Source organism: Agromyces sp. NPDC058136, assembly GCF_042884375.1.
Taxonomy (GTDB): Bacteria; Actinomycetota; Actinomycetes; order Actinomycetales; family Microbacteriaceae; genus Agromyces.
The window spans coordinates 66,034-85,050 of record NZ_JBHVUA010000007.1 but is presented as its reverse complement, the minus strand read 5'-3'; the positions used below and the strand labels follow the sequence as shown (position 1 = coordinate 85,050).

General features: G+C 71.9%; 20 protein-coding genes. 12 read left to right on the top strand and 8 right to left on the bottom strand.

Annotated features, from left to right (window positions below; genetic code table 11):
- Positions 1 to 132 precede the first annotated feature (132 nt).
- Both ACFVTX_RS17315 and glgA read right to left on the bottom strand, forming a co-directional pair.
- Positions 133 to 924 carry an ABC transporter ATP-binding protein gene (locus tag ACFVTX_RS17315; protein ID WP_386902322.1) on the bottom strand — a complete coding sequence of 264 codons (792 nt, stop codon included), beginning with the start codon at positions 922 to 924 and terminating at the stop codon, positions 133 to 135.
- Positions 925 to 984: 60 nt separating this feature from the next.
- Positions 985 to 2,172, bottom strand: coding sequence for a glycogen synthase (gene glgA / locus ACFVTX_RS17310; RefSeq protein WP_386902320.1), 1,188 nt, complete (start codon positions 2,170 to 2,172; stop codon positions 985 to 987).
- 81 nt (positions 2,173 to 2,253) lie between these two features.
- On the opposite strand from glgA, the gene ACFVTX_RS17305 reads away from it, so the two are divergent.
- Together ACFVTX_RS17305 and serB are read left to right on the top strand one after the other, a co-directional pair.
- Positions 2,254 to 3,501 (top strand): glucose-1-phosphate adenylyltransferase, encoded by a 1,248-nt coding sequence (locus ACFVTX_RS17305; RefSeq protein ID WP_386902318.1) that lies wholly within the window; start codon positions 2,254 to 2,256, stop codon positions 3,499 to 3,501.
- An 11-nt stretch (positions 3,502 to 3,512) separates the two neighbouring features.
- Positions 3,513 to 4,160, top strand: a complete 648-nt coding sequence (serB, locus tag ACFVTX_RS17300; RefSeq protein WP_386902580.1) for a phosphoserine phosphatase SerB — start codon at positions 3,513 to 3,515, stop codon at positions 4,158 to 4,160.
- An 83-nt stretch (positions 4,161 to 4,243) separates the two neighbouring features.
- Here serB and ACFVTX_RS17295 read toward each other — a convergent pair whose 3' ends face one another.
- Complete coding sequence (locus ACFVTX_RS17295; RefSeq protein ID WP_386902316.1) at positions 4,244 to 4,954, bottom strand: beta-ketoacyl-ACP reductase; 711 nt, start codon at positions 4,952 to 4,954, stop codon at positions 4,244 to 4,246.
- Positions 4,955 to 5,088: 134 nt separating this feature from the next.
- Between ACFVTX_RS17295 and ACFVTX_RS17290 the strand changes: the two genes are divergently transcribed.
- From ACFVTX_RS17290 to ACFVTX_RS17280, 3 genes are read left to right on the top strand one after another with little or no spacing between them, the layout of a single operon-like run.
- Complete coding sequence (locus ACFVTX_RS17290; protein WP_386902314.1) at positions 5,089 to 5,415, top strand: DUF3099 domain-containing protein; 327 nt, start codon at positions 5,089 to 5,091, stop codon at positions 5,413 to 5,415.
- Complete coding sequence (locus ACFVTX_RS17285; protein ID WP_386902312.1) at positions 5,412 to 5,666, top strand: hypothetical protein; 255 nt, start codon at positions 5,412 to 5,414, stop codon at positions 5,664 to 5,666. The genes ACFVTX_RS17290 and ACFVTX_RS17285 overlap by 4 nt, the downstream gene beginning before the upstream one ends.
- Positions 5,663 to 6,502, top strand: a complete 840-nt coding sequence (locus tag ACFVTX_RS17280; protein WP_386902310.1) for an SURF1 family protein — start codon at positions 5,663 to 5,665, stop codon at positions 6,500 to 6,502. Before ACFVTX_RS17285 ends, ACFVTX_RS17280 begins: the two co-directional genes overlap by 4 nt.
- A 162-nt stretch (positions 6,503 to 6,664) precedes the next feature.
- Here ACFVTX_RS17280 and ACFVTX_RS17275 read toward each other — a convergent pair whose 3' ends face one another.
- Positions 6,665 to 8,263, bottom strand: coding sequence for an ABC-F family ATP-binding cassette domain-containing protein (locus ACFVTX_RS17275; protein ID WP_386902309.1), 1,599 nt, complete (start codon positions 8,261 to 8,263; stop codon positions 6,665 to 6,667).
- A 114-nt stretch (positions 8,264 to 8,377) separates the two neighbouring features.
- Here ACFVTX_RS17275 and ACFVTX_RS17270 point away from each other — a divergent pair, with 114 nt between their 5' ends.
- On the top strand, positions 8,378 to 9,496 hold the full coding sequence (locus ACFVTX_RS17270) for a winged helix DNA-binding domain-containing protein (protein ID WP_386902307.1): 1,119 nt from the start codon (positions 8,378 to 8,380) through the stop codon (positions 9,494 to 9,496).
- 89 nt (positions 9,497 to 9,585) lie between these two features.
- Here the strand turns inward: ACFVTX_RS17270 and ACFVTX_RS17265 are convergent, their stop codons facing one another.
- Both ACFVTX_RS17265 and ACFVTX_RS17260 read right to left on the bottom strand, forming a co-directional pair.
- Positions 9,586 to 10,149 carry a YceI family protein gene (locus tag ACFVTX_RS17265; protein WP_386902305.1) on the bottom strand — a complete coding sequence of 188 codons (564 nt, stop codon included), beginning with the start codon at positions 10,147 to 10,149 and terminating at the stop codon, positions 9,586 to 9,588.
- A 135-nt stretch (positions 10,150 to 10,284) separates the two neighbouring features.
- Positions 10,285 to 11,436 (bottom strand): glycoside hydrolase family 3 N-terminal domain-containing protein, encoded by a 1,152-nt coding sequence (locus tag ACFVTX_RS17260; protein WP_386902303.1) that lies wholly within the window; start codon positions 11,434 to 11,436, stop codon positions 10,285 to 10,287.
- 79 nt (positions 11,437 to 11,515) lie between these two features.
- Between ACFVTX_RS17260 and ACFVTX_RS17255 the strand changes: the two genes are divergently transcribed.
- The 6 genes from ACFVTX_RS17255 to ACFVTX_RS17230 all read left to right on the top strand — a co-directional run bounded on the left by ACFVTX_RS17255 (position 11,516) and on the right by ACFVTX_RS17230 (position 17,728).
- Positions 11,516 to 12,673, top strand: coding sequence for a hypothetical protein (locus ACFVTX_RS17255; protein ID WP_386902301.1), 1,158 nt, complete (start codon positions 11,516 to 11,518; stop codon positions 12,671 to 12,673).
- The gene (locus ACFVTX_RS17250) at positions 12,673 to 13,518 is read left to right on the top strand and encodes an oxygenase MpaB family protein (RefSeq protein ID WP_386902299.1); all 846 of its coding nucleotides are present in this window, start codon (positions 12,673 to 12,675) and stop codon (positions 13,516 to 13,518) included. The genes ACFVTX_RS17255 and ACFVTX_RS17250 overlap by 1 nt, the downstream gene beginning before the upstream one ends.
- 8 nt (positions 13,519 to 13,526) lie before the next feature.
- On the top strand, positions 13,527 to 14,021 hold the full coding sequence (locus tag ACFVTX_RS17245; protein ID WP_386902297.1) for an Lrp/AsnC family transcriptional regulator: 495 nt from the start codon (positions 13,527 to 13,529) through the stop codon (positions 14,019 to 14,021).
- Positions 14,022 to 14,130: 109 nt separating this feature from the next.
- Positions 14,131 to 15,258, top strand: coding sequence for a pyruvate dehydrogenase (acetyl-transferring) E1 component subunit alpha (pdhA, locus tag ACFVTX_RS17240; protein ID WP_386902295.1), 1,128 nt, complete (start codon positions 14,131 to 14,133; stop codon positions 15,256 to 15,258).
- A complete protein-coding gene (locus tag ACFVTX_RS17235; RefSeq protein ID WP_386902294.1) occupies positions 15,255 to 16,277 on the top strand; it encodes an alpha-ketoacid dehydrogenase subunit beta in 1,023 nt (340 codons plus the stop codon). Before pdhA ends, ACFVTX_RS17235 begins: the two co-directional genes overlap by 4 nt.
- Positions 16,274 to 17,728 carry a dihydrolipoamide acetyltransferase family protein gene (locus tag ACFVTX_RS17230; RefSeq protein ID WP_386902292.1) on the top strand — a complete coding sequence of 485 codons (1,455 nt, stop codon included), beginning with the start codon at positions 16,274 to 16,276 and terminating at the stop codon, positions 17,726 to 17,728. Before ACFVTX_RS17235 ends, ACFVTX_RS17230 begins: the two co-directional genes overlap by 4 nt.
- Positions 17,729 to 17,843: 115 nt before the next feature.
- Here the strand turns inward: ACFVTX_RS17230 and ACFVTX_RS17225 are convergent, their stop codons facing one another.
- Both ACFVTX_RS17225 and ACFVTX_RS17220 read right to left on the bottom strand, forming a co-directional pair.
- Positions 17,844 to 18,371 carry a hypothetical protein gene (locus ACFVTX_RS17225; protein ID WP_386902290.1) on the bottom strand — a complete coding sequence of 176 codons (528 nt, stop codon included), beginning with the start codon at positions 18,369 to 18,371 and terminating at the stop codon, positions 17,844 to 17,846.
- A gap of 93 nt (positions 18,372 to 18,464) precedes the next feature.
- Positions 18,465 to 18,962 carry a glutathione peroxidase gene (locus tag ACFVTX_RS17220; RefSeq protein WP_386902288.1) on the bottom strand — a complete coding sequence of 166 codons (498 nt, stop codon included), beginning with the start codon at positions 18,960 to 18,962 and terminating at the stop codon, positions 18,465 to 18,467.
- Positions 18,963 to 19,017: the final 55 nt, after the last annotated feature.

Genomic DNA, 19,017 nt, shown 5'->3' with positions numbered 1-19,017 from the left:
AAATAGGGAGCGGACGATGGTTTTCGGAATCCCGCCCCGCGAGTGGCACCTTCGCGGTGCTGTTCACAGACAGGAAAGCATGGCGGCCCGGAGGGCCAGCTAACGAGTTTAGCAGAATCGCAGCGAGAACTCTCAGACGGCGCGCGCGGCGTAGCGGCCGTCGCGCTCGGTGAGCTCGATCGTCATGTCGAACGCACTGCTGAGGTTCTCGGCCGTGAGCGCCTCGGCGAGGGGGCCCGCCGCGACGATGCCGCCCTTCTTCACGAGGAGCGCGTGGGTGAACCCGACGGGGATCTCCTCGACGTGGTGGGTGACCATGACGATCGCGGGCGACGCGGGCGACGCCGCGTAGCCGCCGAGGAGGCCGACGAGCTCTTCACGGGCGCCGAGGTCGAGGCTCGCAGCCGGCTCGTCGAGGAGGAGCAGTTCGGGGTCGGTCATGACCGACCGGGCGATCTGCACGCGCTTCTGCTCGCCGTCGGAGAGGCTGCCGAAGCGGCGGCCCGAGAAGCCGTCGAGGCCCCACTCCTTCAGCACGCGCTCGGCACGACGGAGGTCGATGCCCTCGTACTCCTCGTTCCACCGGCCGGTCACCGAGTAGGCGGCCGTCAGGATGACGTCGAGCACGGTCTCGTCGCGCGGGATGCGACGCGCCATCGCCGTGGAGGCGAAGCCAATCATGGGGCGGAGTTCGAAGACGTCGACCTTGCCGAGCGCCTCCTGGAGCACCTCGGCCTTGCCGGAGGTCGGGTGCATGGCGGCTGCGGCGATCTGCAGCAGCGTGGTCTTGCCTGCGCCGTTCGGACCGAGCACGACCCAGCGTTCGTCGGAGGCGACGCTCCACGACACCGAATCGAGGATGGTGTTGCCATCGCGGACCACCGACACGTCGCGGAACTGCAGAACCGTACTCGCACTCGCCATGTCCACCATGCTATCGGGAGCCGGAGACCGGTTCGGCGCACACGGCACCGGCGAGCACGCTCAACGGGCGAGCACGCGCTGATAGACCTCGATCGTGCGGGCGGCGATCGTGTCCCACGCGAAGTGCGTCTCGGCGCGGCGGCGTCCGGCCGCCCCCATCTCGGCGGCGCGGACGGGATCGGCGACGACCCGGGTGAGCGCGTCGGCGAGGTCACGGACGAACCGCTCGGGGTCGAGCGGCGTGCCGGTGCCGTCGTCGGCCTGCTCGATCGGGACGAGCACGCCGGTGACGCCGTCGTCGACGACCTCGGGGATGCCGCCGGTCGCGGTGCCGACGACGGGCGCGCCGCACGCCATGGCCTCGAGGTTCACGATGCCGAGCGGCTCGTAGATCGACGGGCACACGAAGGTCGTGGCGGCCGTGAGGAGCGCGGAGAGCTCGTTGCGCGGCAGATGCCGGTCGATCCAGACCACCCCGTCGCGCTCGCTGCGGAGACCGTCGACGAGGCCGGTGACCTCGGCCATAATCTCGGCGGTGTCGGGCGCGCCCGCGCAGAGCACGAGCTGCACCTCGGGCGGCAACATGCGCGCGGCCCGCAGCAGGTACGGGAGGCCCTTCTGCCGGGTGATGCGCCCGACGAAGATCACGGAGGGGCGGTCGGGGTCGACGCCGAGCGAGCGAACGAGATCTTCGTCGTGGACCGGCGCCCAGTCGACGAGGTCGATGCCGTTCACGACGACCTCGACCTTCGACGGGTCGAGGTCGGGGTACGCCTTGAGGATGTCCCGTCGCATCCCGCCGCTCACGGCGATGACGGCGTCGGCGTCGCCGAACGCGGTGCGCTCGACCCAGGAGCTCAGGCGGTAGCCGCCGCCGAGCTGCTCGGCCTTCCACGGCCGCAGCGGTTCGAGGCTGTGCGCCGTGACGACGTGCGGGATGCCGTGCAGGCGCTTCGCGGTGAGGCCCGCGAAGTTCGCGTACCAGGTGTGCGAGTGCACGAGGTCGGCCCCGTCCGCGTCGCCGGCCATGAGCAGGTCGACGGCCATCGTCGAGAGGGCCGCATTCGCCCCGCCGAACTCGGCGGGCGTGGGGTAGGCCGTGGTGTCGGCCTCGTCGCGCGGCGCCCCGAAGCATCGCACCTGCACCTCGATGCTCGTGCGGAGCGCGCGGACGAGCTCTGCGGCGTGCACGCCGGCACCCCCGTACACCTCGGGCGGATACTCACGGGTGAGGAGGTCGACGCGCATGCTGCAACGGTAGCGCAGCGCCGATGACACGCATCGAAACCCGAACGCCGCAAAGTCGCGCGGGCTGGTTACAGTTGCCTCATGGTTTCGCGCAAGGTCTTCGGTATCGTTCTCGCCGGCGGTGAGGGTAAACGGCTCATGCCCTTGACCGAGGACCGCGCCAAACCCGCCGTGCCCTTCGCGGGCCAGTACCGACTGATCGATTTCGCGCTCTCGAACCTGCTGAACTCGGGGCTCCGCCAGGTCGTGGTGCTGACCCAGTACAAGTCGCACTCGCTCGACCGCCACGTCTCGCAGACCTGGCGTCTCAACGGCCTGCTGAACTCGTACGTCGCCTCGGTGCCGGCGCAGCAGCGCCTCGGCAAGCGCTGGTTCTCGGGCTCGGCGGACGCCATCCTGCAGAGCCTCAACCTCATCTACGACGAGCGGCCCGACCTCATCGTCGTGGTCGGCGCCGACCACGTGTACCGCATGGACTTCTCGCAGATGATCGACGCGCACGTCGAGTCGGGCGCCTCGGCGACGGTCGCCGCGATCCGCCAGCCGATCTCGCTCGCCGACCAGTTCGGGGTCATCGAGGTCGACCCCGAACGGCCCGGTCGCATCAACCGCTTCCTCGAGAAGCCCACCGACCCCATCGGTCTGCCCGACTCCCCCGGCGAGGTGCTCGCCTCGATGGGCAACTACGTCTTCAACGCCGACGCGCTCATCGACGCGGTGCTCCGCGACGGCGAACGCGCCGATTCGAGCCACGACATGGGCGGAGACATCATCCCGGCGTTCGTCGCGCAGGGCGACGCGGGTGTCTACGACCTCAAGCAGAACGACGTGCCCGGTTCGACCGACCGCGACCGCTACTACTGGCGCGACGTCGGGACGATCGACTCGTTCTTCGAAGCGCACCAGGACCTGATCTCGGTGATGCCGGTCTTCAACCTCTACAACCGCGAGTGGCCGATCTTCAGCCAGCAGCTGAACTCGCCGCCCGCGAAGTTCACCCGCGACGCGCGCGGCACGCTCGGCACCGTCATCGACTCGATCGTGTCGCTCGGCTCGGTCATCTCGGGCGCCCATGTCGAGCGCAGCGTGATCGGCCCGTGGGCCGTCGTCGGCTCGGGAGCCCATGTCGCCGACTCGATCCTCTTCGACCGCGCCCGGATCGACGCGGGCGCGACGGTGCAGCGGGCGATCCTCGACAAGGAGGTCGTGGTCGAGGCCGGCGCGCGCATCGGCGTCGATCGCGCCGAAGATCTGGCTCGCGGGTTCATCGTGACCGAAAGCGGCATCACCGTCGTGGGCAAGGGCTCACGCGTTCGGCGCGCCGCGTGAGCGCCGCGCTCATGGGCCGCGCGAGCGGCCCCCTCGTCGTGCTCGACGCCGACTCGACGCTCATCCGCGAGGAGGCGATCGAGCTACTGGCCGAGGCGGCCGGCAGCCTCGAGCACGTCGCCGCCGTCACCGAGCGCGCGATGCGCGGCGAGCTCGATTTCGCGGCGAGCCTGCGCGAGCGGGTCGCGACGCTCGCCGGGCTGGATGCCTCGGTGCTCGCCGAAGCCCGCGCACGGATGACGCCGACCGACGGCGTCCAGGACCTCATCGACGGGGTGCACGCCGCGGGCGGCCTCGTCGGCGTCGTCTCGGGCGGGTTCCACGAGCTGCTCGACCCCCTCGCCGAGCGTCTCGGCCTCGACTTCTGCCGGGCCAATCGGCTCGAGATCGTCGACGGTCGGCTCACCGGCCTCGTGGACGGCCCGATCGTCGATGCCGCGGCCAAGGCGGCGGCGCTCGAGGAGTGGGCGGCGGCAGGTGGCATCCCGCTCGCCCGAACGGCGGCCGTCGGCGACGGCGCGAACGATCTGCAGATGCTCGACCGGGCCGCGCTCGGCGTCGCGTTCTGCGCGAAGCCGGTGGTGCGTGCGCAGGCCGATCTCGCGATCGACCGACCCGACCTGAGTGCGGTGCTCGCGGTGCTCGGCCTCCGCGGCTGAACGCGAGCGACAGGACGCTCGCCGACGACGAAGGCCGGGAAGCGGACGCTTCCCGGCCTTCGTCGATCGACGTGCGCGGCGGGTCAGTGCCCCATGCCGAGGCCGCCGTCGACCGGGATGACGGCGCCCGAGATGTAGGCCGCGTCGTCGCCGGCGAGCCACGCGACGACGCGCGCGACCTCGTCGGGCGAGGCGAAGCGCCCGAGCGGGATGCTCTTCTTGTACTCGGCCTGCTGCGCCTCGGGGAGCTCGTCGGTCATGTCGGTCTCGATGAAGCCGGGGGCGACGACGTTGGCGGTGATGTTGCGGGCACCGAGTTCGCGGGTGAGCGAGCGCGCCATGCCGACGAGGGCGGCCTTCGACGCGGAGTAGTTGACCTGGCCGGCACCGCCGAAGAGGCCGACCACGCTCGAGATGAGCACGATGCGGCCGAACCTGGCCTTCAGCATGCCCTTCGAGGCGCGCTTGACGACGCGGAACGCACCCGTGAGGTTCGTGTCGATGACGCTCGTGAAGTCGTCGTCGCTCATGCGCATGAGGAGCATGTCGCGGGTGATGCCCGCGTTCGCCACGACCACCTCGACGGGGCCGAGCGCCGCCTCGATCTCGGAGAAGGCGCGGTCGATCGACTCGGAGTCGGTGACGTCGGCGCGCACCGTGAGTGCGCCCTCGGGGCCCTCGCCCGAACGGGCGGTGACGGCGACGCGGTGGCCCTGCGCGATGAACTCGCGGGCGATCGCGTAGCCGATGCCACGGTTGCCACCGGTCACGAGGACAGTGCGGCTCGTCGTCATGCTGGACTCCGTTTCTCTGCGTTCGGCCGTGCGGCCCGTCCCAGCATAGATGCTCGCTCCACGGGGCATCCGACCCGCCCGAAGCGACGTAGTCTTGTATGAAGAGGAGCGCCGCCCGGCCAGCGGCGACCAGCATGAAGCAGCAGTCGATCACCACGCTGCCGCCCTCGCCCGAGGCGGAGCGGCGTTCGCGCATGATCAAGTACACGATCGCGATGACGATCCGCGTGCTCTGCATCGTCGCGATGCTCTTCGTCGACGGCTGGTGGCTCGCGGTGTGCGCGGCCGGCGCCATCTTCCTGCCCTACTTCGCGGTCGTCATCGCGAACGTCGGCAGCCCGAAGCGCAGGAACCGGGTGCTCCGACCGGGCGGCATCGTGCGTCGCACTCCCCCGCCGTCCGCCGCTCCCGGCGGCGAAGACACCACCGACCGTCGCGACGACGAGCGAGGAGCCGCATGATCGGCGGATTGGGCGGCGCGCCCGAGCAGGGCACGTGTTCGCGATCCGGATGCCGCGAGGCGGCCTCATGGCGCATCGACTGGCGAAACCCGCGCATTCACACGGGTGAGCGCGGCAAGACGTGGCTCGCCTGCGACGAGCACGTCGACTATCTCCGCGGGTTCCTCGAGGCACGCTCGTTCCCGGTCGCCGTCGCGGCCTTCGACACCGCCGCCGACGCGGCCGGCGCCTCGCCGGAGGCCCGCGCATGAGCGAGTGGCGCTTCCTCCTCACGCCGCGCTGGGCCGGCTATCTCGCGCTCACGATCGTGTTCGCCATCGCCTGCTCGGCGCTCGGCACCTGGCAGCTGAACCGCCGCGCCGAGGCGCTCGCCGAGGTCGCCCGCATCGACGCGAACTACGACGCCGCGCCCGTCCCCCTCGACGAGGCGCTGCCCGACCCGGCCGGGTTCGACGTCGACCAGCGCTGGCAGGTCGTCGCGATCTCGGGCGAGTACCTGCCTGCGGAAGAGGTCGTCGTGCGCAACCGCCCGATGGGCGGCAGCACGGGATTCCAGGTGATCACCCCGTTCCAGCTCGACGACGGCACCGTGTTCATGGTCGACCGCGGCTGGATCGCGCAGAACTCCGACGGGCGACCGAGCGAGATCCCGGCTCCGCCCGAGGGCGAGGTCGAGGTGACCGCGCGCCTGAAGGCCGGCGAGGGCCGCATCGAAGGACGCACGAGCACCGGCATCGAGTTCGCGACGATCGACCTCGACGAACTCGCCGAGCGCGTCGGCGAGCCCTCTTACACGGGCGCGTACGGCATCCTCGTGCAGTCGGGCGACGACGCCGCCGAACCTCCGCTCGCCGCGCCGCGACCCGAGCGCGACGAGGGGCCGCACCTGTCGTACGCGCTGCAGTGGTACGTGTTCGCGCTGCTCGCCTTCATCGGGCTCGGCTGGGCGGCGAACCAGGAGCGCAAGACGCTCGCCGAGGCATCCGGCCAGTCGGAGGTCTCGCCTCGCGCGCCGAAGCGACCCAAGCCGCAGAGCAAGGGCGGCGAGGACGCCGACTACGAGGACCGGGTGCTCGACCGGCGGTGAGGCCGCGCGGTTCGCTGTGCGCGCGGCTCCGGGCGAACGTCCGGTTCATGGTCTGCCGAAGACCCTGCCCGGCGCTGTCGCGCCGTGAACGCCGGGGCCGCCGCCTTTCGTGACCCCGCGTGGTGCTTCGCGCCACGCGGGGTCACGCGGGGTCACGCGGAGTCAAGCCAGCTCGATGAGCTCCTGATAGTCGGCGCTCCAGTGGTCTTCGGTGCCGTCGGGCATGATGAGCACGCGCTCGGGGTTCAGCGCCTCGACCGCGCCCGGGTCGTGCGAGACGAGCACGACCGAGCCCTCGTAGTGCGCGAGCGCGTCGAGGATCTCGGCGCGGCTCGCGGGGTCGAGGTTGTTCGTGGGCTCGTCGAGGAGCAGCACGTTCGCGCCCGACACGACGATCATCGCGAGCGCGAGACGGGTCTTCTCGCCGCCCGAGAGCACGCCGGCGGGCTTGTGCACGTCGTCGCCGGTGAACAGGAACGAGCCGAGCACCTTGCGCGCCTCGGTCTCGGTGAGGTTCGGCGACGAGCTCACCATGTTCTCGAGCACGCTGCGCTTGACGTCGATGGTCTCGTGCTCCTGGGCGTAGTAGCCCACCCGCAGGCCGTGGCCGGCCTCGACCGTGCCCGTGTCGGGCTGGTCGACGCCCGCGAGGATGCGGAGGAGCGTCGTCTTGCCCGCGCCGTTGAAGCCGATGATGACGACCTTCGAGCCGCGGTCGATCGCGAGGTCGACGGCGGTGAAGATCTCGAGCGAGCCGTAGCTCTTCGACAGGTCGCTCGCGGTGATGGGCGTGCGGCCGCACGGCGCCGGGGTCGGGAAGCGCAGCTTCGCGACGCGGTCGACGGCGCGCACCTCGTCGAGGCCGGCGAGCAGCTTCTCGGCACGCGCGACCATCTGGTGCGCGGCCGCCGCCTTCGATGCCTTCGCACCGAACTTCGCCGCCTGCAGCTTCAGCACGTCGGCCTTCTTCTCGGCGTTGGCGCGCTCCTTCTTGCGGCGCTCCTCGTCGGCGGCGCGCTGACGCTGGTAGTGCTTCCAGCCCATGTTGTAGATGTCGATGACCGAGCGATTGGCGTCGAGGTAGAAGACGCGGTTCACGACCTCTTCGACGAGCACGACGTCGTGGGAGATCACGATGACGCCGCCCTTGTAGTTCTTCAGGAACTCGCGGAGCCACACGACCGAGTCGGCGTCGAGGTGGTTCGTCGGCTCGTCGAGGATCATCGTGTCGGCGTCGGAGAAGAGGATGCGCGCGAGCTCGATGCGCCGACGCTGACCACCCGAGAGCGTCTTCAGCGGCTGGTCGAGGATGCGGTCGGGCAGGTTCAGATTCGAGGCGATCGAGGCGGCCTCGGCCTCGGCGGCGTACCCGCCGAGCGCGTTGAAGCGGTCGGTGAGGTTGCCGTACTTCTTCATGGCCTTCTCGGCGACGACCGGGTCGTCGCTGCCCATGTTCATGGAGGCCTCGTGCATGCCGAGCACGAGCGATCCGAGCCCGCGGGCGTCGAGGATGCGGGTGCGCGCGAGCATCTCGGGGTCGCCCGAGCGCGGGTCCTGCGGGAGGTAGCCGATCTCGCCGGTACGGTCGATCTTGCCGTCGGTCGGAATCGTCTCACCCGCGAGGGTCTTCGTGAGCGTCGTCTTGCCGGCGCCGTTGCGGCCGACGAGGCCGATCTTGTCGCCGTCGGAGACGCGGAAGTTCACGTGCTCCATGAGGAGGCGCGCACCGACGCGGATCTCGAGATCGTGGACGGCGAGCACGGCAGGGCCTCCTGGGCTTCATGGGGATTCGGTGCCGAACGGCACAGCCAACCAGTCTATCGTTCGCGGGGCGAGCGCAAGTCGAGGGTCGGTCGTATCCGGCAGAATCGCAGCATGACGACGGATGCCACGGGCGACCCCTCGATCGTGGCGCTGCGCGCCGCACGCCTCAGCGCACAGGGGCTCGCACAGGGCTTCGACTCCCCCGCGGCGGCGGTCGAGCGACTCGTGTGCGTGCAGGCGCAAGACCTCGCGGCGGCGAAATGGGTGCTGGGCGCGCGGCTCCCCGGGGCGACCGAGGCGACGATCGATGCGGCGATCGACGACCGATCGCTGCTGCGGTCGTGGCCGATGCGCGGCACACTCCACTTCGTCCATCCGTCGATGCTGCGGCCGATCCTTCGCCTGACGGCCGCGCGGCTCATGCAGCGGGCGGCCAAGATCCACCTGGGCGAGGGCATCGACGACACAGTGCACGCGGCAGCGCGCACGGTGGCGATCCGCGAACTCGAAGGCGGCCGCTCGGCGTCGCGCGACGAGCTGCAGTCGGCGTGGGCTGCCGCCGGAATCCCGATCGAGGGGCAGCGCGGCTACCACCTCATCTGGCGCCTCGCCATCGAGGGCGTGCTCTGCTGCGGCCCGGTCGACACGCGGGCGCGCCAGCGCTTCGTGCTGCTCGACGAGTGGTCGCCCGCGGGGCGCGACGAGCCGGGCGAGGTCGACGAGACGCTCGCGCGGTTCTTCACCGGCTACGCGCGCGGGCACGGCCCCGTTTCGGTGCGCGACTTCGCCTGGTGGTCGGGGCTCACGCTCACCCAGGCGCGGCTCGCCGTCGCAGCCGCGGGCGAAGCGGTCGTGGCGGTCGACGACGAGCGGTTCGTCGCGGCCGGCGCCCGGGCTGCGGCTCCCGTGTCGGCCGCTGCCGCGACCCGGCACGTGCTCGCGCCGTTCGACGAGTACTTCCTCGGCTACGGCGACCGCACTCCGTACTGCTCTCCCGACGACGCCGCGCGGGTCGTGCCCGGCAAGAACGGGCTGTTCCTGCCGATCCTCGTCGCCGGCGGCGAGGTCGTCGGCACCTGGCGACGTTCGCCCGAGCGGCGAGGCGCGACGGCGATCGAGCTGAATCCGTTCGGCGGCGCGGTCGACGTGGACGAGTTCGCGCCCGCGTTCGCACGATGGGCCGCGTTCTGGTCGACGACGCTCGGCGAGCTGACCGTCGGCGCCCGATGAGGCGGCCGCCGTCGTCGGCGACCCCGGGGAGCGCAGACACGACGACGGGCCGGAGGCACGTGGCATCCGACCCGTCGTGAGGACTCGACTTACTGCTGGAGCGCAGCCTGCAGCTCGAGGGTGATCGTGACCTGGTCGCCGAGCAGCACGCCGCCCGTCTCGAGGGCCGCGTTGTACATGAGGCCGAAGTCCTCGCGGTTGACGACCGTCTTCGCGGTGGCGCCGCCCTTGTAGTTGCCGTACGGGTCGCCGCCGAAGCCGCCGAAGTCGAAGTCGAAGGTCACGGGCTTCGTGACGCCGCGCATCGTGAGCTCGCCGTCGACCTTGAACTCGCCCTTCTCGACGCGCACGCCGGTCGAGACGAAGTCGATCGTCGGGTAGGTCTCGGCCTCGAAGAAGTCACCGGTGCGCAGGTGCGCGTCGCGGTTCGGCTCGTTCGTGTTCACCGAGGCGACCTCGGCCGAGGCGGTGACGCTCGAGTCGAGGGGGTTCTCGGCGGTGACGAAGGTCGCGTTGAAGCGCTCGAACTTGCCCTTGACCTTGCTGATCATGAGGTGACGGACGGTGAAGGCCACTTCGCTGTGGGCGGGGTCGATGGTCCAAGTGCCCGCACGGTAGCCGGGGATCTCGATCGTCGAGGCGGTGGTCGTCATGTTTCGGTTGCTCCCAGATGTTCGGTGTGGGCCCGGTCGGTGCCCATGCAAGGGGTCAACGCGAACCACCAAGAGATCTATTCCCATGCATAGAAAATTTCTCGACGGACCTGCAAGCGGCCGCAGCCGGCCCGCTCAGACGAGCGACCGCCTGAGCTCGAGCACGCGCCGGGCGGCGTCGTCGAGACGCTCCTCCGAGATGCGACCGGAATCGACGGCCGCGGTGATCGAGGCGACGAGCCCGTCGACCGAGATGCCGAACGCCGAGGGGTCGGCGGGCAGCACGTAGAGCAGCAGGTCGGCTCCCGCGGCGATCGCCCGCACCGCGTTCTCCCCGGGGTCGGCGAACTCGGGAAGGCCGTTGTGCTGCAGCATGAGCAGGTCGTCGGTGACGACAACGCCGTCGAAGCCGAGCTCGTCGCGGAGGATCCGGTGCCACTCGGGCGAGAGCGAGGCCGGTGCCGCATCGACCGCCGGGTAGGCGAGGTGCCCGGTCATCACGAGATCGGCGCCGGCGTCGATGCCCGCGGTGAACGGCACGGCCGGGCCCGCCCGCCACTCCGCGAGGCTCTGCGGTGCCGCCGGGATGCTCGTGTGCGAGTCGCCGGGTGCGGCGCCGTGGCCCGGGAAGTGCTTGAGGGTGCTCGCCACCGTGCCGCGCTCCCCCGCGACCGCCGCGGCGACCCGTTCGGCGGCGGATTGCGGCGAGGTCCCGAGCACGCGGCCCTCGATGAACGAGGAGGGGTCGGCCGTGACATCCGCGACGACGCCGAAGTTGACGTTCGCACCGCCCTGCGCGACGGCCGCGGCGCGTGCGGCGAACGCGTCCTGCGTCGCGGCGGGCGGGGCATCGCGCAGCGTCGCCGCGCTCGCGGCGGTGTCCCAGCCGAGGCGGGCGACCTCGCCGCCCTCCTGGTCGACGGCGATGAGCGGCGGCAGCTCGGGGTCGAGGACGAGTGCCGAGCTGAGCGCGGCGAGCGAGGCCGGGTCGCCCGCGACATTGTCGCCCATCAGGATGACGCCCGAGATCCCCGTGTCGAGGAGCGCCCGCGAGGGCGACGGGTCGGTGCCGGGCGCGTGCAGCATGAGCAGTGCGGCCGCCTTCTGCGCCGTCGAGAGGTGCTCCATCCGCTCGTCGACCCAGGCCGCGACCGGGTCGGCGGGAGTCGGTGACGGTGCGGTCGTGGGCGCCGCCGGCGAGTGCGTCGGGGCTGGTGCTGCGCATCCGCTGAGCACGATCGCCGAGGCGAGCACGAGCAGGAAGGAGACGGAACGGGGCGGACGCACCCGCCGAGTGTACGCTGCGTGTCCGACCGACCGCCGAGCGGCCCCGTGGGTAGACTCGCGGCCTCGAGGGGGTGAGTCGATGCACCGCAGACGCCCGATCTTCCGCGCACTGAGCGCGCTCGTGCTGGCCCTCGCACTCGTGACGGTCGCCGCCCCGGCGCACGCCGAGGAGTACCCCAGCTGGGGCGAGGTCGAGGCCGCGAAGGCGAGCGTCGCCGCCCGTGAGGCCGAGTCGGCCCGCATCACGTCGCTCGTCGACCGACTCGAGGGGGAAGCCGCCGTGCTCGGCGACGCCGCCGTCGAAGCTGCCTCCGTCGCCGCGATCGCGGAGGCGGCGCGCAGCGCCGCCGCAGATCGTGCCGCCGCCCTCCGCACTGCGACCGAGCAGGCCGCGCAGACCTCCGATGCGACGCGGACGGAGTTCGGCCGTCTCACCGCCGTGCTCGCGCGCACGGGCGGTGCCGAGGTCACGCTGCAGCTGCTGTTCACGGGAGACGAGCGCGACGCCGCCGAGCTCCTCGACGGACTGTCGCGGAGCGCCCGCCTCGCGGATCTCTATGCGAGCGTGGCCGCCGCGGCAGAGTCGGCCCGGGCCGAGTACCGTGCGGTGAGCGAACAGGCCGAGGTCGCCGAGCAGGAGCGCTCCCGTCTCGCCGAGGCCGCCGAGCAGGCGTCGGCGGAAGCGGAGGCCGCGCACTCCGCGGCGGAGGCGCGTCTCGCCGAGCAGCGGACGGCGCTCGACACGCTCTACGCGCAGCTCGCGAGCCTGCGCGACCGCTCGGTCGAGCTCGAGCGTCGCTATCGGGTCGGCGAACAGGCCCGGCTCGAGTCGGAGGCGCGCGAGCGGGCGGCGGCCGAGGCGGCCGCGGCGGCATCCCGAGCAGGCGGCGGAGGCGGCGGCTCGGGCGCCCCGCCGCCCGGCGTCGTCGTCGACCCCGCCGCGGCGAAGGCCTACGCGCGCGGCGCCGTCGACCGGTACGGCTGGGGAACGGGCGAGTACGACTGCCTCGTCAGGTTGTGGACGCGCGAATCGAGCTGGCGCGCCGACGCGTACAACGCCTCGAGCGGCGCGTACGGGATCCCGCAGTCGCTCCCGGGCAGCAAGATGGCGGCGGCCGGCGCCGACTGGCGCACGAACGCGGCGACCCAGATCGAGTGGGGGCTGTCGTACATCTCGAACCGGTACGGGGCGCCGTGCGGTGCGTGGGCGCACTCCGAGCGGTTCAATTGGTACTGATGACCCACGCAGACCCCGACACCGACACCGACCCCGACGCCGCCGACACCGACGCCGCGATCTTCCGCTGTCACGCCGCCGAAGGCGTGCTGCTCCTCGGCGGCGGGGCCGCGATCCTGCTGCAGCTCGCGGATCCGCGCGTGGCGCACGGGGTGGCGCGGCACAGCGACTTCGCGGGTCGTCCGCTCGAGCGTCTGTTCGGCACCCTCGACTACGTCTACGCGGTCGGCTTCGGCGACGAGGCGGTCGTCCGGGCCGCGGTGCGTCGGGTGAACTCGCGACACGCGCCGGTGCGAGGCGGCGCCCCGGCCCCCGGCTACTCGGCGTTCGACGCCGACGCGCAACGATGGGTCGCCTCGACGCTGCTCGCCACGGCGCTCGCCTTGGAGGAGCGCCTGTCCGGCCCGCTCGACACGCGCACCGCCGACGCGATCGTCCGCGGCTACGCCCCGCTCGGCGCGAGCCTGCAGGCGGGCCGCGAGGGCTGGCCGGCGAGCCGTGCCGAGTTCGACGCATGGTGGTCGGCACGCCTCGCCGGGCTCGCGGTCGGCGACGAGGCGCGCGGGGTCGCCCGCACGCTCCTCGGCGGCGGTGCGGCCCTGCCGCCAGGCACGCGGCTGCTGCTGCCGCTCGTCCGGCTCATGACGGCGGCGCTCCTGCCCGCGCAGATCCGCGACGCGTACGGCTTCCGCTGGACCCAGCGCGTCGAGCGGGTGAGCGCCGCCTGGCTGCGCGCCATCGCCCTCGTCTGGCCGCTCCTGCCGCGGGTCGTACGGCACGCCCCGATGCGCGCCTCGCTCCGGCGGGCGCGCCGCCCGAACCGCTACGCTGAGCGTGAGGCATGAGGACGACGATGACCCCGCACACACCGAACCGCAACGAACCGCTCGACAGCATCGACCGCAGAATCGTGGCCGAGCTGAGCCGTGACGGCCGTCTCTCGGTTCGCACGCTCGCCGATCGCGTGCACATCTCCCGCACAGCGGCGCACAACCGGCTGCAGCAGCTCCAGCAGCGCGGGGTGATCACGGGCTTCGGCGCGCAGATCGACCGCCGTTCCATCGGCCTGCACATCTCGGCGCTCGTCGTCGTGCGCATCGGCGAGGTCTCCTGGGAGGAGATCGCGGCGAAGCTCGCCACCCTCCCGTTCGTCGAGAAGGTGCAGGCGGTGTCGGGCGACATCGACATCATCCTCACGGTGAGTGCGCCCGATCACGAGCAGTTGAGCCAGGCGATCCTGCGTGACATCCACGACATGCCCGGTGTGGTGTCGACGAGGTCGCACCTCATCCTCGAGGAGATCGAGGGTCACCCGCCCGCGCAGACCCTGGACATCTGGCGCAGCTGACCGCCGCGGAAGCGGACGAATGGCAAGGGTTTCGCCGTTCGCCAGCCGTTCGTTCACGCTTGGATGACACGCCCGACCTCGTGGGTCGACGATGTCGCACGATGGCTCCATGAGCCTCAATGTCGAGCACGCACCGACCCGAACCCTGCCATCGGAGAAGCCGCTCAGGCTGCTCGACAACGCGGGTCACGCCGTCACCGGCCACGCCACCGGCGGCTTCTCGCTGCCCGACACCGAGACGCTCCTCGGGCTCTACCGCAAGATGGTGATCGCCCGCCGTTTCGACGTGCAGGTGACCGCCCTCACGAAGCAGGGCCGCCTCGCGACCTACCCCTCGGCGTACGGCCAGGAGGCCTGCGAGATCGGTGCCGTCGCCTCGCTCGAGGCGGTCGACTGGCTCTTCCCGACCTATCGCGACAGCATCGCCCTGCTCACGCGCGGCATCGCGCCGGCCGACATCCTGCAGTCGTTCCGCGGCGACTGGCACAACGGCTACGACCAGCACGCGTTCCGCACCGCCGCGCAGGCGACGCCGCTCGCCACGCAAGCCCTCCACGCCGTCGGCCTCGCCCACGCCGCGCGGCTGCGCCGCGACCCGATCGTCGCACTCACCTTCCTCGGCGACGGCGCCACGAGCGAGGGCGACGCGCACGAGGCGTTCAACTTCGCCGCGGTCTGGCAGACGCCGACCGTCTTCGTCGTGCAGAACAACCAGTTCGCGATCAGCGTCCCCCTCGAGAAGCAGACCCGCGCCGCGACCCTCGCCGACAAGGCCGTCGGCTACGGCATGCCCGGCTTCCACGTCGACGGCAACGACGTCGCCGCGATGTACGCCGTCACGCACGCCGCCGTCGAGCGGGCGCGCACGGGCGGCGGCCCGACCCTCATCGAGGGCGTCACGTACCGCATCGAACCGCACACGAACTCCGACGACCCGAGCCGCTACCGCGCCGCGCGCGACGTCGAGCACTGGAAGCGCCGCGACCCGATCGAGCGACTCGAGAAGTACCTCGTCTCCGAGGGGGCGCTCACCGAGTCCCTCCGCGCAGAGATCACCGACGCCGCCGAGGAGCTCGCCGCCGCGACCCGCGAGGTCATGACCGCGGAGGCAGTGCTCGATCCGCTCGAGATCTTCGACCACGTCTACTCGCGGCCCCGCACCGCCCTCGCCGACCAGCGCGCCGCGCTCGCCGCAGAACTCGCCGCAGCAGGCCACCACCAGGAGGACGCCCGATGACCGCCACCGCGACGAAGGACGCCGGCCCCGCGGCATCCGCACCGACGCAGCTCACCATGGCGGGCGCGCTGAACGCCGCGCTCCGCGATGCGATGGCCGCCGACGACCGCGTGATCGTCTACGGCGAGGACGTCGGGCCGCTCGGCGGCGTGTTCCGCATCACCGACGGCCTGCAGGCCGAGTTCGGCGAGGAGCGCATCTGGGACTCGCCGCTCGCGGAGTCGGGCATCATCGGCACGGCCGTCGGCATGGCGATGTACGGCATGCGCCCCGTCGTCGAGATGCAGTTCGACGCGTTCAGCTACCCCGCGTTCGAGCAGATCGTGTCGCACGTCGCGAAGATGCGCAACCGCACGAAGGGGCGCGTCACCCTGCCGATGGTCATCCGCATCCCGTGCGCGGGTGCGATCGGCGGCGTCGAGCACCACTCCGACTCGTCAGAGGCGTACTGGGCGTCGACGCCGGGGCTCACGGTCGTGATGCCGTCGAACCCGGCCGACGCGTACTCGATGCTGCGCGAGGCGATCGAGAGCGACGACCCCGTCGTGTTCATGGAGCCGAAGAGCCGCTACTGGGCGAAGGCGGCCGTCGCCCTGCCGGTCACGACCGCGCCGATGGATCGCGCCGAAGTCGTGCGCACCGGCACGGACGTCACGCTGCTCGCCTACGGCCCGACGGTGCGCACCGCGCTCGAGGCCGCCGAGGCCGCCGAGCAGGAGGGCCTCTCGATCGAGGTCGTCGACCTGCGCACCCTGTCGCCCTTCGACGACGAGACGGTGGGCGCCTCGGTGCGCAAGACCTCGCGCGCCGCGGTCATCCACGAGGCCGCGCAGTTCGGCGGCTACGGCGCCGAGGTCGCCGCCAGGGTCACCGAGCGCAACTTCCACCACCTCGCGGCCCCGGTGCTGCGCATCGCCGGCTTCGACATCCCGTACCCCTCGCCGAAGCTCGAGGAGCACCAACTGCCGACGGCCGACCGCATCCTGGCCGCGCTCGACACCTGGGAGTGGGACGCATGACGCGCGAATTCATCCTGCCCGACCTCGGCGAGGGCCTCACCGAGGCGGAGATCGTCGCGTGGCTCGTCGCCCCCGGCGACGAGGTCGCGATCGACCAGCCGGTCGTCGAGCTCGAGTCGGCGAAGTCGGTCGTGCAGCTGCCGACGCCGTTCGCGGGCGTCGTCGAGTCGCTCGGCGGCCAGGTCGGCGAGACCCTCCACGCGGGCACGGTGCTCATGACCCTCGGCTCCGCGGCCGGCTCTACGCCTGCAGCGCCCGCCTCCACGGGTCCGGATGCCACGGCGCCGACCTCGCACGACGCCCCGCGCCCGGTTCCGGCCGAGCCCGGTGTCGCCGCCCCCACCGACGTCGCGACCGAGGAGTCGGGCGCCGTGCTCATCGGCTACGGCACCCGCGCCTCGACGGTGACGAAGCGCGCAGCCTCGGCGCCCGCCCGGTTCGGGCGTCGTCGCGGCGGTGCCGGCGCACCCGCTGCGAGCGGCGGGCCGACCGCTGCGCCCTCGCGGCTCGACCCCGCCCGTCGCTCCCCCGTCGTCTCCCCGATCGTGCGACGGCTCGCCCGCCAGCACGGTTTCGACGCCGCTCAGCTCGACGGATCCGGCCCCGACCACCTCGTCATGCGCCGCGACGTCGAGTCGTTCATCGGCGAGCAGGGTGCGGCTGCGCCGCAGGCGCCCGACGTGGCATCCGTGGCGATGGCACAGCCCGCGGGCCCGGCGACCGCACCCGCGGTGCAGGCTGCGCCGCTCGCACCGCTCGTCGGCGACGAGCGCGTGCCGCTCGACCGCATCGGCCGCGCCGCGGCCACCCACTTCTCGCGCTCGCGCCGCGAGATCCCCGAGGCGACCGTCTGGATGGACGTCGACGCAACCGCCCTCGTCGCGGCCCGCAAGCAGCTGCACGCGGCCACGGGCGAACGCTTCGGCACGACCGCCCTCGTCGCCCGCTTCGTCGTCGCGGGTCTCCGCAAGCATCCGCGCCTCAATTCGAGCTTCGACGCGGAGCGCGAGGAGCTCGTGCTGCACGGCGCCGTCAACCTCGGTCTCGCCGCGCAGACGCCCCGCGGACTCATGGTGCCCGTCGTGCACGGCGCCGACGGCATGAGCCTGCGCGCACTGCGCGACGCGATCGGCACGCAGACCGAGGCGGCCGCGACCGGCGTGTTCGCACCGGCGGCGCTCACCGGCGGCACGTTCACGCTGAACAACTACGGCACCCTCGGCGTCGACGGCTCGGCGGCGATCATCAACCACCCCGAGGCGGCGATGCTCGGCATCGGGCGGCTCGTCGAGCGCCCCTGGGTCGTCGACGGCGCGCTCGCGGTGCGCACCGTCACCGAACTCACGCTCTCGTTCGACCACCGCGTGTGCGACGGCGCGGAGGCGGCCGCGTTCCTCACCTTCGTGGCCGGCTGCATCGAGCAGCCGCTGTCGTTGCTCGCCGAACTCTGAGCGGCGGCTTCACTGAGCGGTCGCTTCACGAACGCGCCCGCAACGCACCGGAGCAATGACGAAAGGCCCCGCCCAATGGGCGGGGCCTTTCGTACGCCTGCGTGGAGGCGGTCGCTCAGAAGAACTCGTCGGGCGTTCCCGCCGCGCGCTCCACGTCGCGCGTGTCGACGCCCGCGGCGCGCAGCTTCGCGACGGCGACGCGCAGCCCCGACTCCATCTGCGCGGCCCATGCGTCGGACTCGCGTGCGCTCGTCTCGGCGGCACGTGCGCGGGTCTCGGCCGCCTCGGCCGCGTCGCGTGCGTCGCGCACCTGCCGCAGCGCGAGCGAGATGCCGTAGTAGGCGGCGACCATCGTGGCGATGGGGGCGGCGATGATCGCGAGCGCGCTGATCGCGGCACCCGTCGGGCTGAAGGCGATCAGCAGGGCGAAGGCGAGGAACAGCGCCACGATCGCGGCGAGCACGACGAGCATGAAGCGCAGGTCGCGGCTCCAGTGCCGGCCCTCGTCGCCCGGTTCGGACGCGGCCGGCGCAGTGCCCGCCGTTCCGGCGAGGGCGGTGCCGTCAGCGGCGACCGGCGGCGGCGCGAAATCGGGCACCGTGGGCTGGTCGTCGTGGTTCGGACGTGCGTACGCGTCGGACATCGGGTCTCCGCTCCCCTGCAATCGGATAACCCCCCAATTGTGGGTCGCACCCGACGAGCGGTCAAGGAAACGCGCCGGGCCGGGCTGGATGCCTCAGGCGGCGCGCCGCTCGGCGATGCCGCGCTCGATCGCCGCGATGATCTCGGGGTCGTCGGGCTCGGTCGTCGGCCGGAAGCGGAACACCTCGCCCCCGGGCTGGATGACGAACTTCTCGAAGTTCCACTTCACCCGGCCGGCCTTGCCGCGTGCGTCCTCGACCTTGGTGAGCTCTTCGTAGAGCGGGTGACGGTGGCGTCCGTTGACCTTCGCCTTCTCCATCAGCGGGAAGCTCACGCCGTACGTCATCGAGCAGAACTCCTTGATGTCGGAGGCGTCGCCCGGCTCCTGGCCGGCGAACTGGTTGCACGGGAACCCGAGCACCGTGAACCCCCGGTCGCCGTATTCGCGCTGCAGCTCCTCGAGCTTCGTGTACTGCGGGGTGAGCCCGCACTTCGACGCGACGTTGACCACCATCACCACCTCGTCGGCGTAGTCGGCGAGGGTGACGGTCGCGCCGTCGATGGTCGTGAGCGGGATGTCTCGGAGTTCCACCCTCAGAGCCTACGACGCCGTCGGGCGATGTGGGTGGCCCTCGATACGATCGTCG

Coding starts and splice junctions, on each gene's coding strand:
- ACFVTX_RS17315 (WP_386902322.1), bottom strand. CDS start 924: ATGGCGAGTGCGAGTACGGTTCTGCAGTTCCGCGACGTGTCGGTGGTC.
- glgA (WP_386902320.1), bottom strand. CDS start 2,172: ATGCGCGTCGACCTCCTCACCCGTGAGTATCCGCCCGAGGTGTACGGG.
- ACFVTX_RS17305 (WP_386902318.1), top strand. CDS start 2,254: ATGGTTTCGCGCAAGGTCTTCGGTATCGTTCTCGCCGGCGGTGAGGGT.
- serB (WP_386902580.1), top strand. CDS start 3,513: ATGGGCCGCGCGAGCGGCCCCCTCGTCGTGCTCGACGCCGACTCGACG.
- ACFVTX_RS17295 (WP_386902316.1), bottom strand. CDS start 4,954: ATGACGACGAGCCGCACTGTCCTCGTGACCGGTGGCAACCGTGGCATC.
- ACFVTX_RS17290 (WP_386902314.1), top strand. CDS start 5,089: ATGAAGCAGCAGTCGATCACCACGCTGCCGCCCTCGCCCGAGGCGGAG.
- ACFVTX_RS17285 (WP_386902312.1), top strand. CDS start 5,412: ATGATCGGCGGATTGGGCGGCGCGCCCGAGCAGGGCACGTGTTCGCGA.
- ACFVTX_RS17280 (WP_386902310.1), top strand. CDS start 5,663: ATGAGCGAGTGGCGCTTCCTCCTCACGCCGCGCTGGGCCGGCTATCTC.
- ACFVTX_RS17270 (WP_386902307.1), top strand. CDS start 8,378: ATGACGACGGATGCCACGGGCGACCCCTCGATCGTGGCGCTGCGCGCC.
- ACFVTX_RS17265 (WP_386902305.1), bottom strand. CDS start 10,149: ATGACGACCACCGCCTCGACGATCGAGATCCCCGGCTACCGTGCGGGC.
- ACFVTX_RS17255 (WP_386902301.1), top strand. CDS start 11,516: ATGCACCGCAGACGCCCGATCTTCCGCGCACTGAGCGCGCTCGTGCTG.
- ACFVTX_RS17250 (WP_386902299.1), top strand. CDS start 12,673: ATGACCCACGCAGACCCCGACACCGACACCGACCCCGACGCCGCCGAC.
- ACFVTX_RS17245 (WP_386902297.1), top strand. CDS start 13,527: ATGACCCCGCACACACCGAACCGCAACGAACCGCTCGACAGCATCGAC.
- pdhA (WP_386902295.1), top strand. CDS start 14,131: ATGAGCCTCAATGTCGAGCACGCACCGACCCGAACCCTGCCATCGGAG.
- ACFVTX_RS17235 (WP_386902294.1), top strand. CDS start 15,255: ATGACCGCCACCGCGACGAAGGACGCCGGCCCCGCGGCATCCGCACCG.
- ACFVTX_RS17230 (WP_386902292.1), top strand. CDS start 16,274: ATGACGCGCGAATTCATCCTGCCCGACCTCGGCGAGGGCCTCACCGAG.
- ACFVTX_RS17225 (WP_386902290.1), bottom strand. CDS start 18,371: ATGTCCGACGCGTACGCACGTCCGAACCACGACGACCAGCCCACGGTG.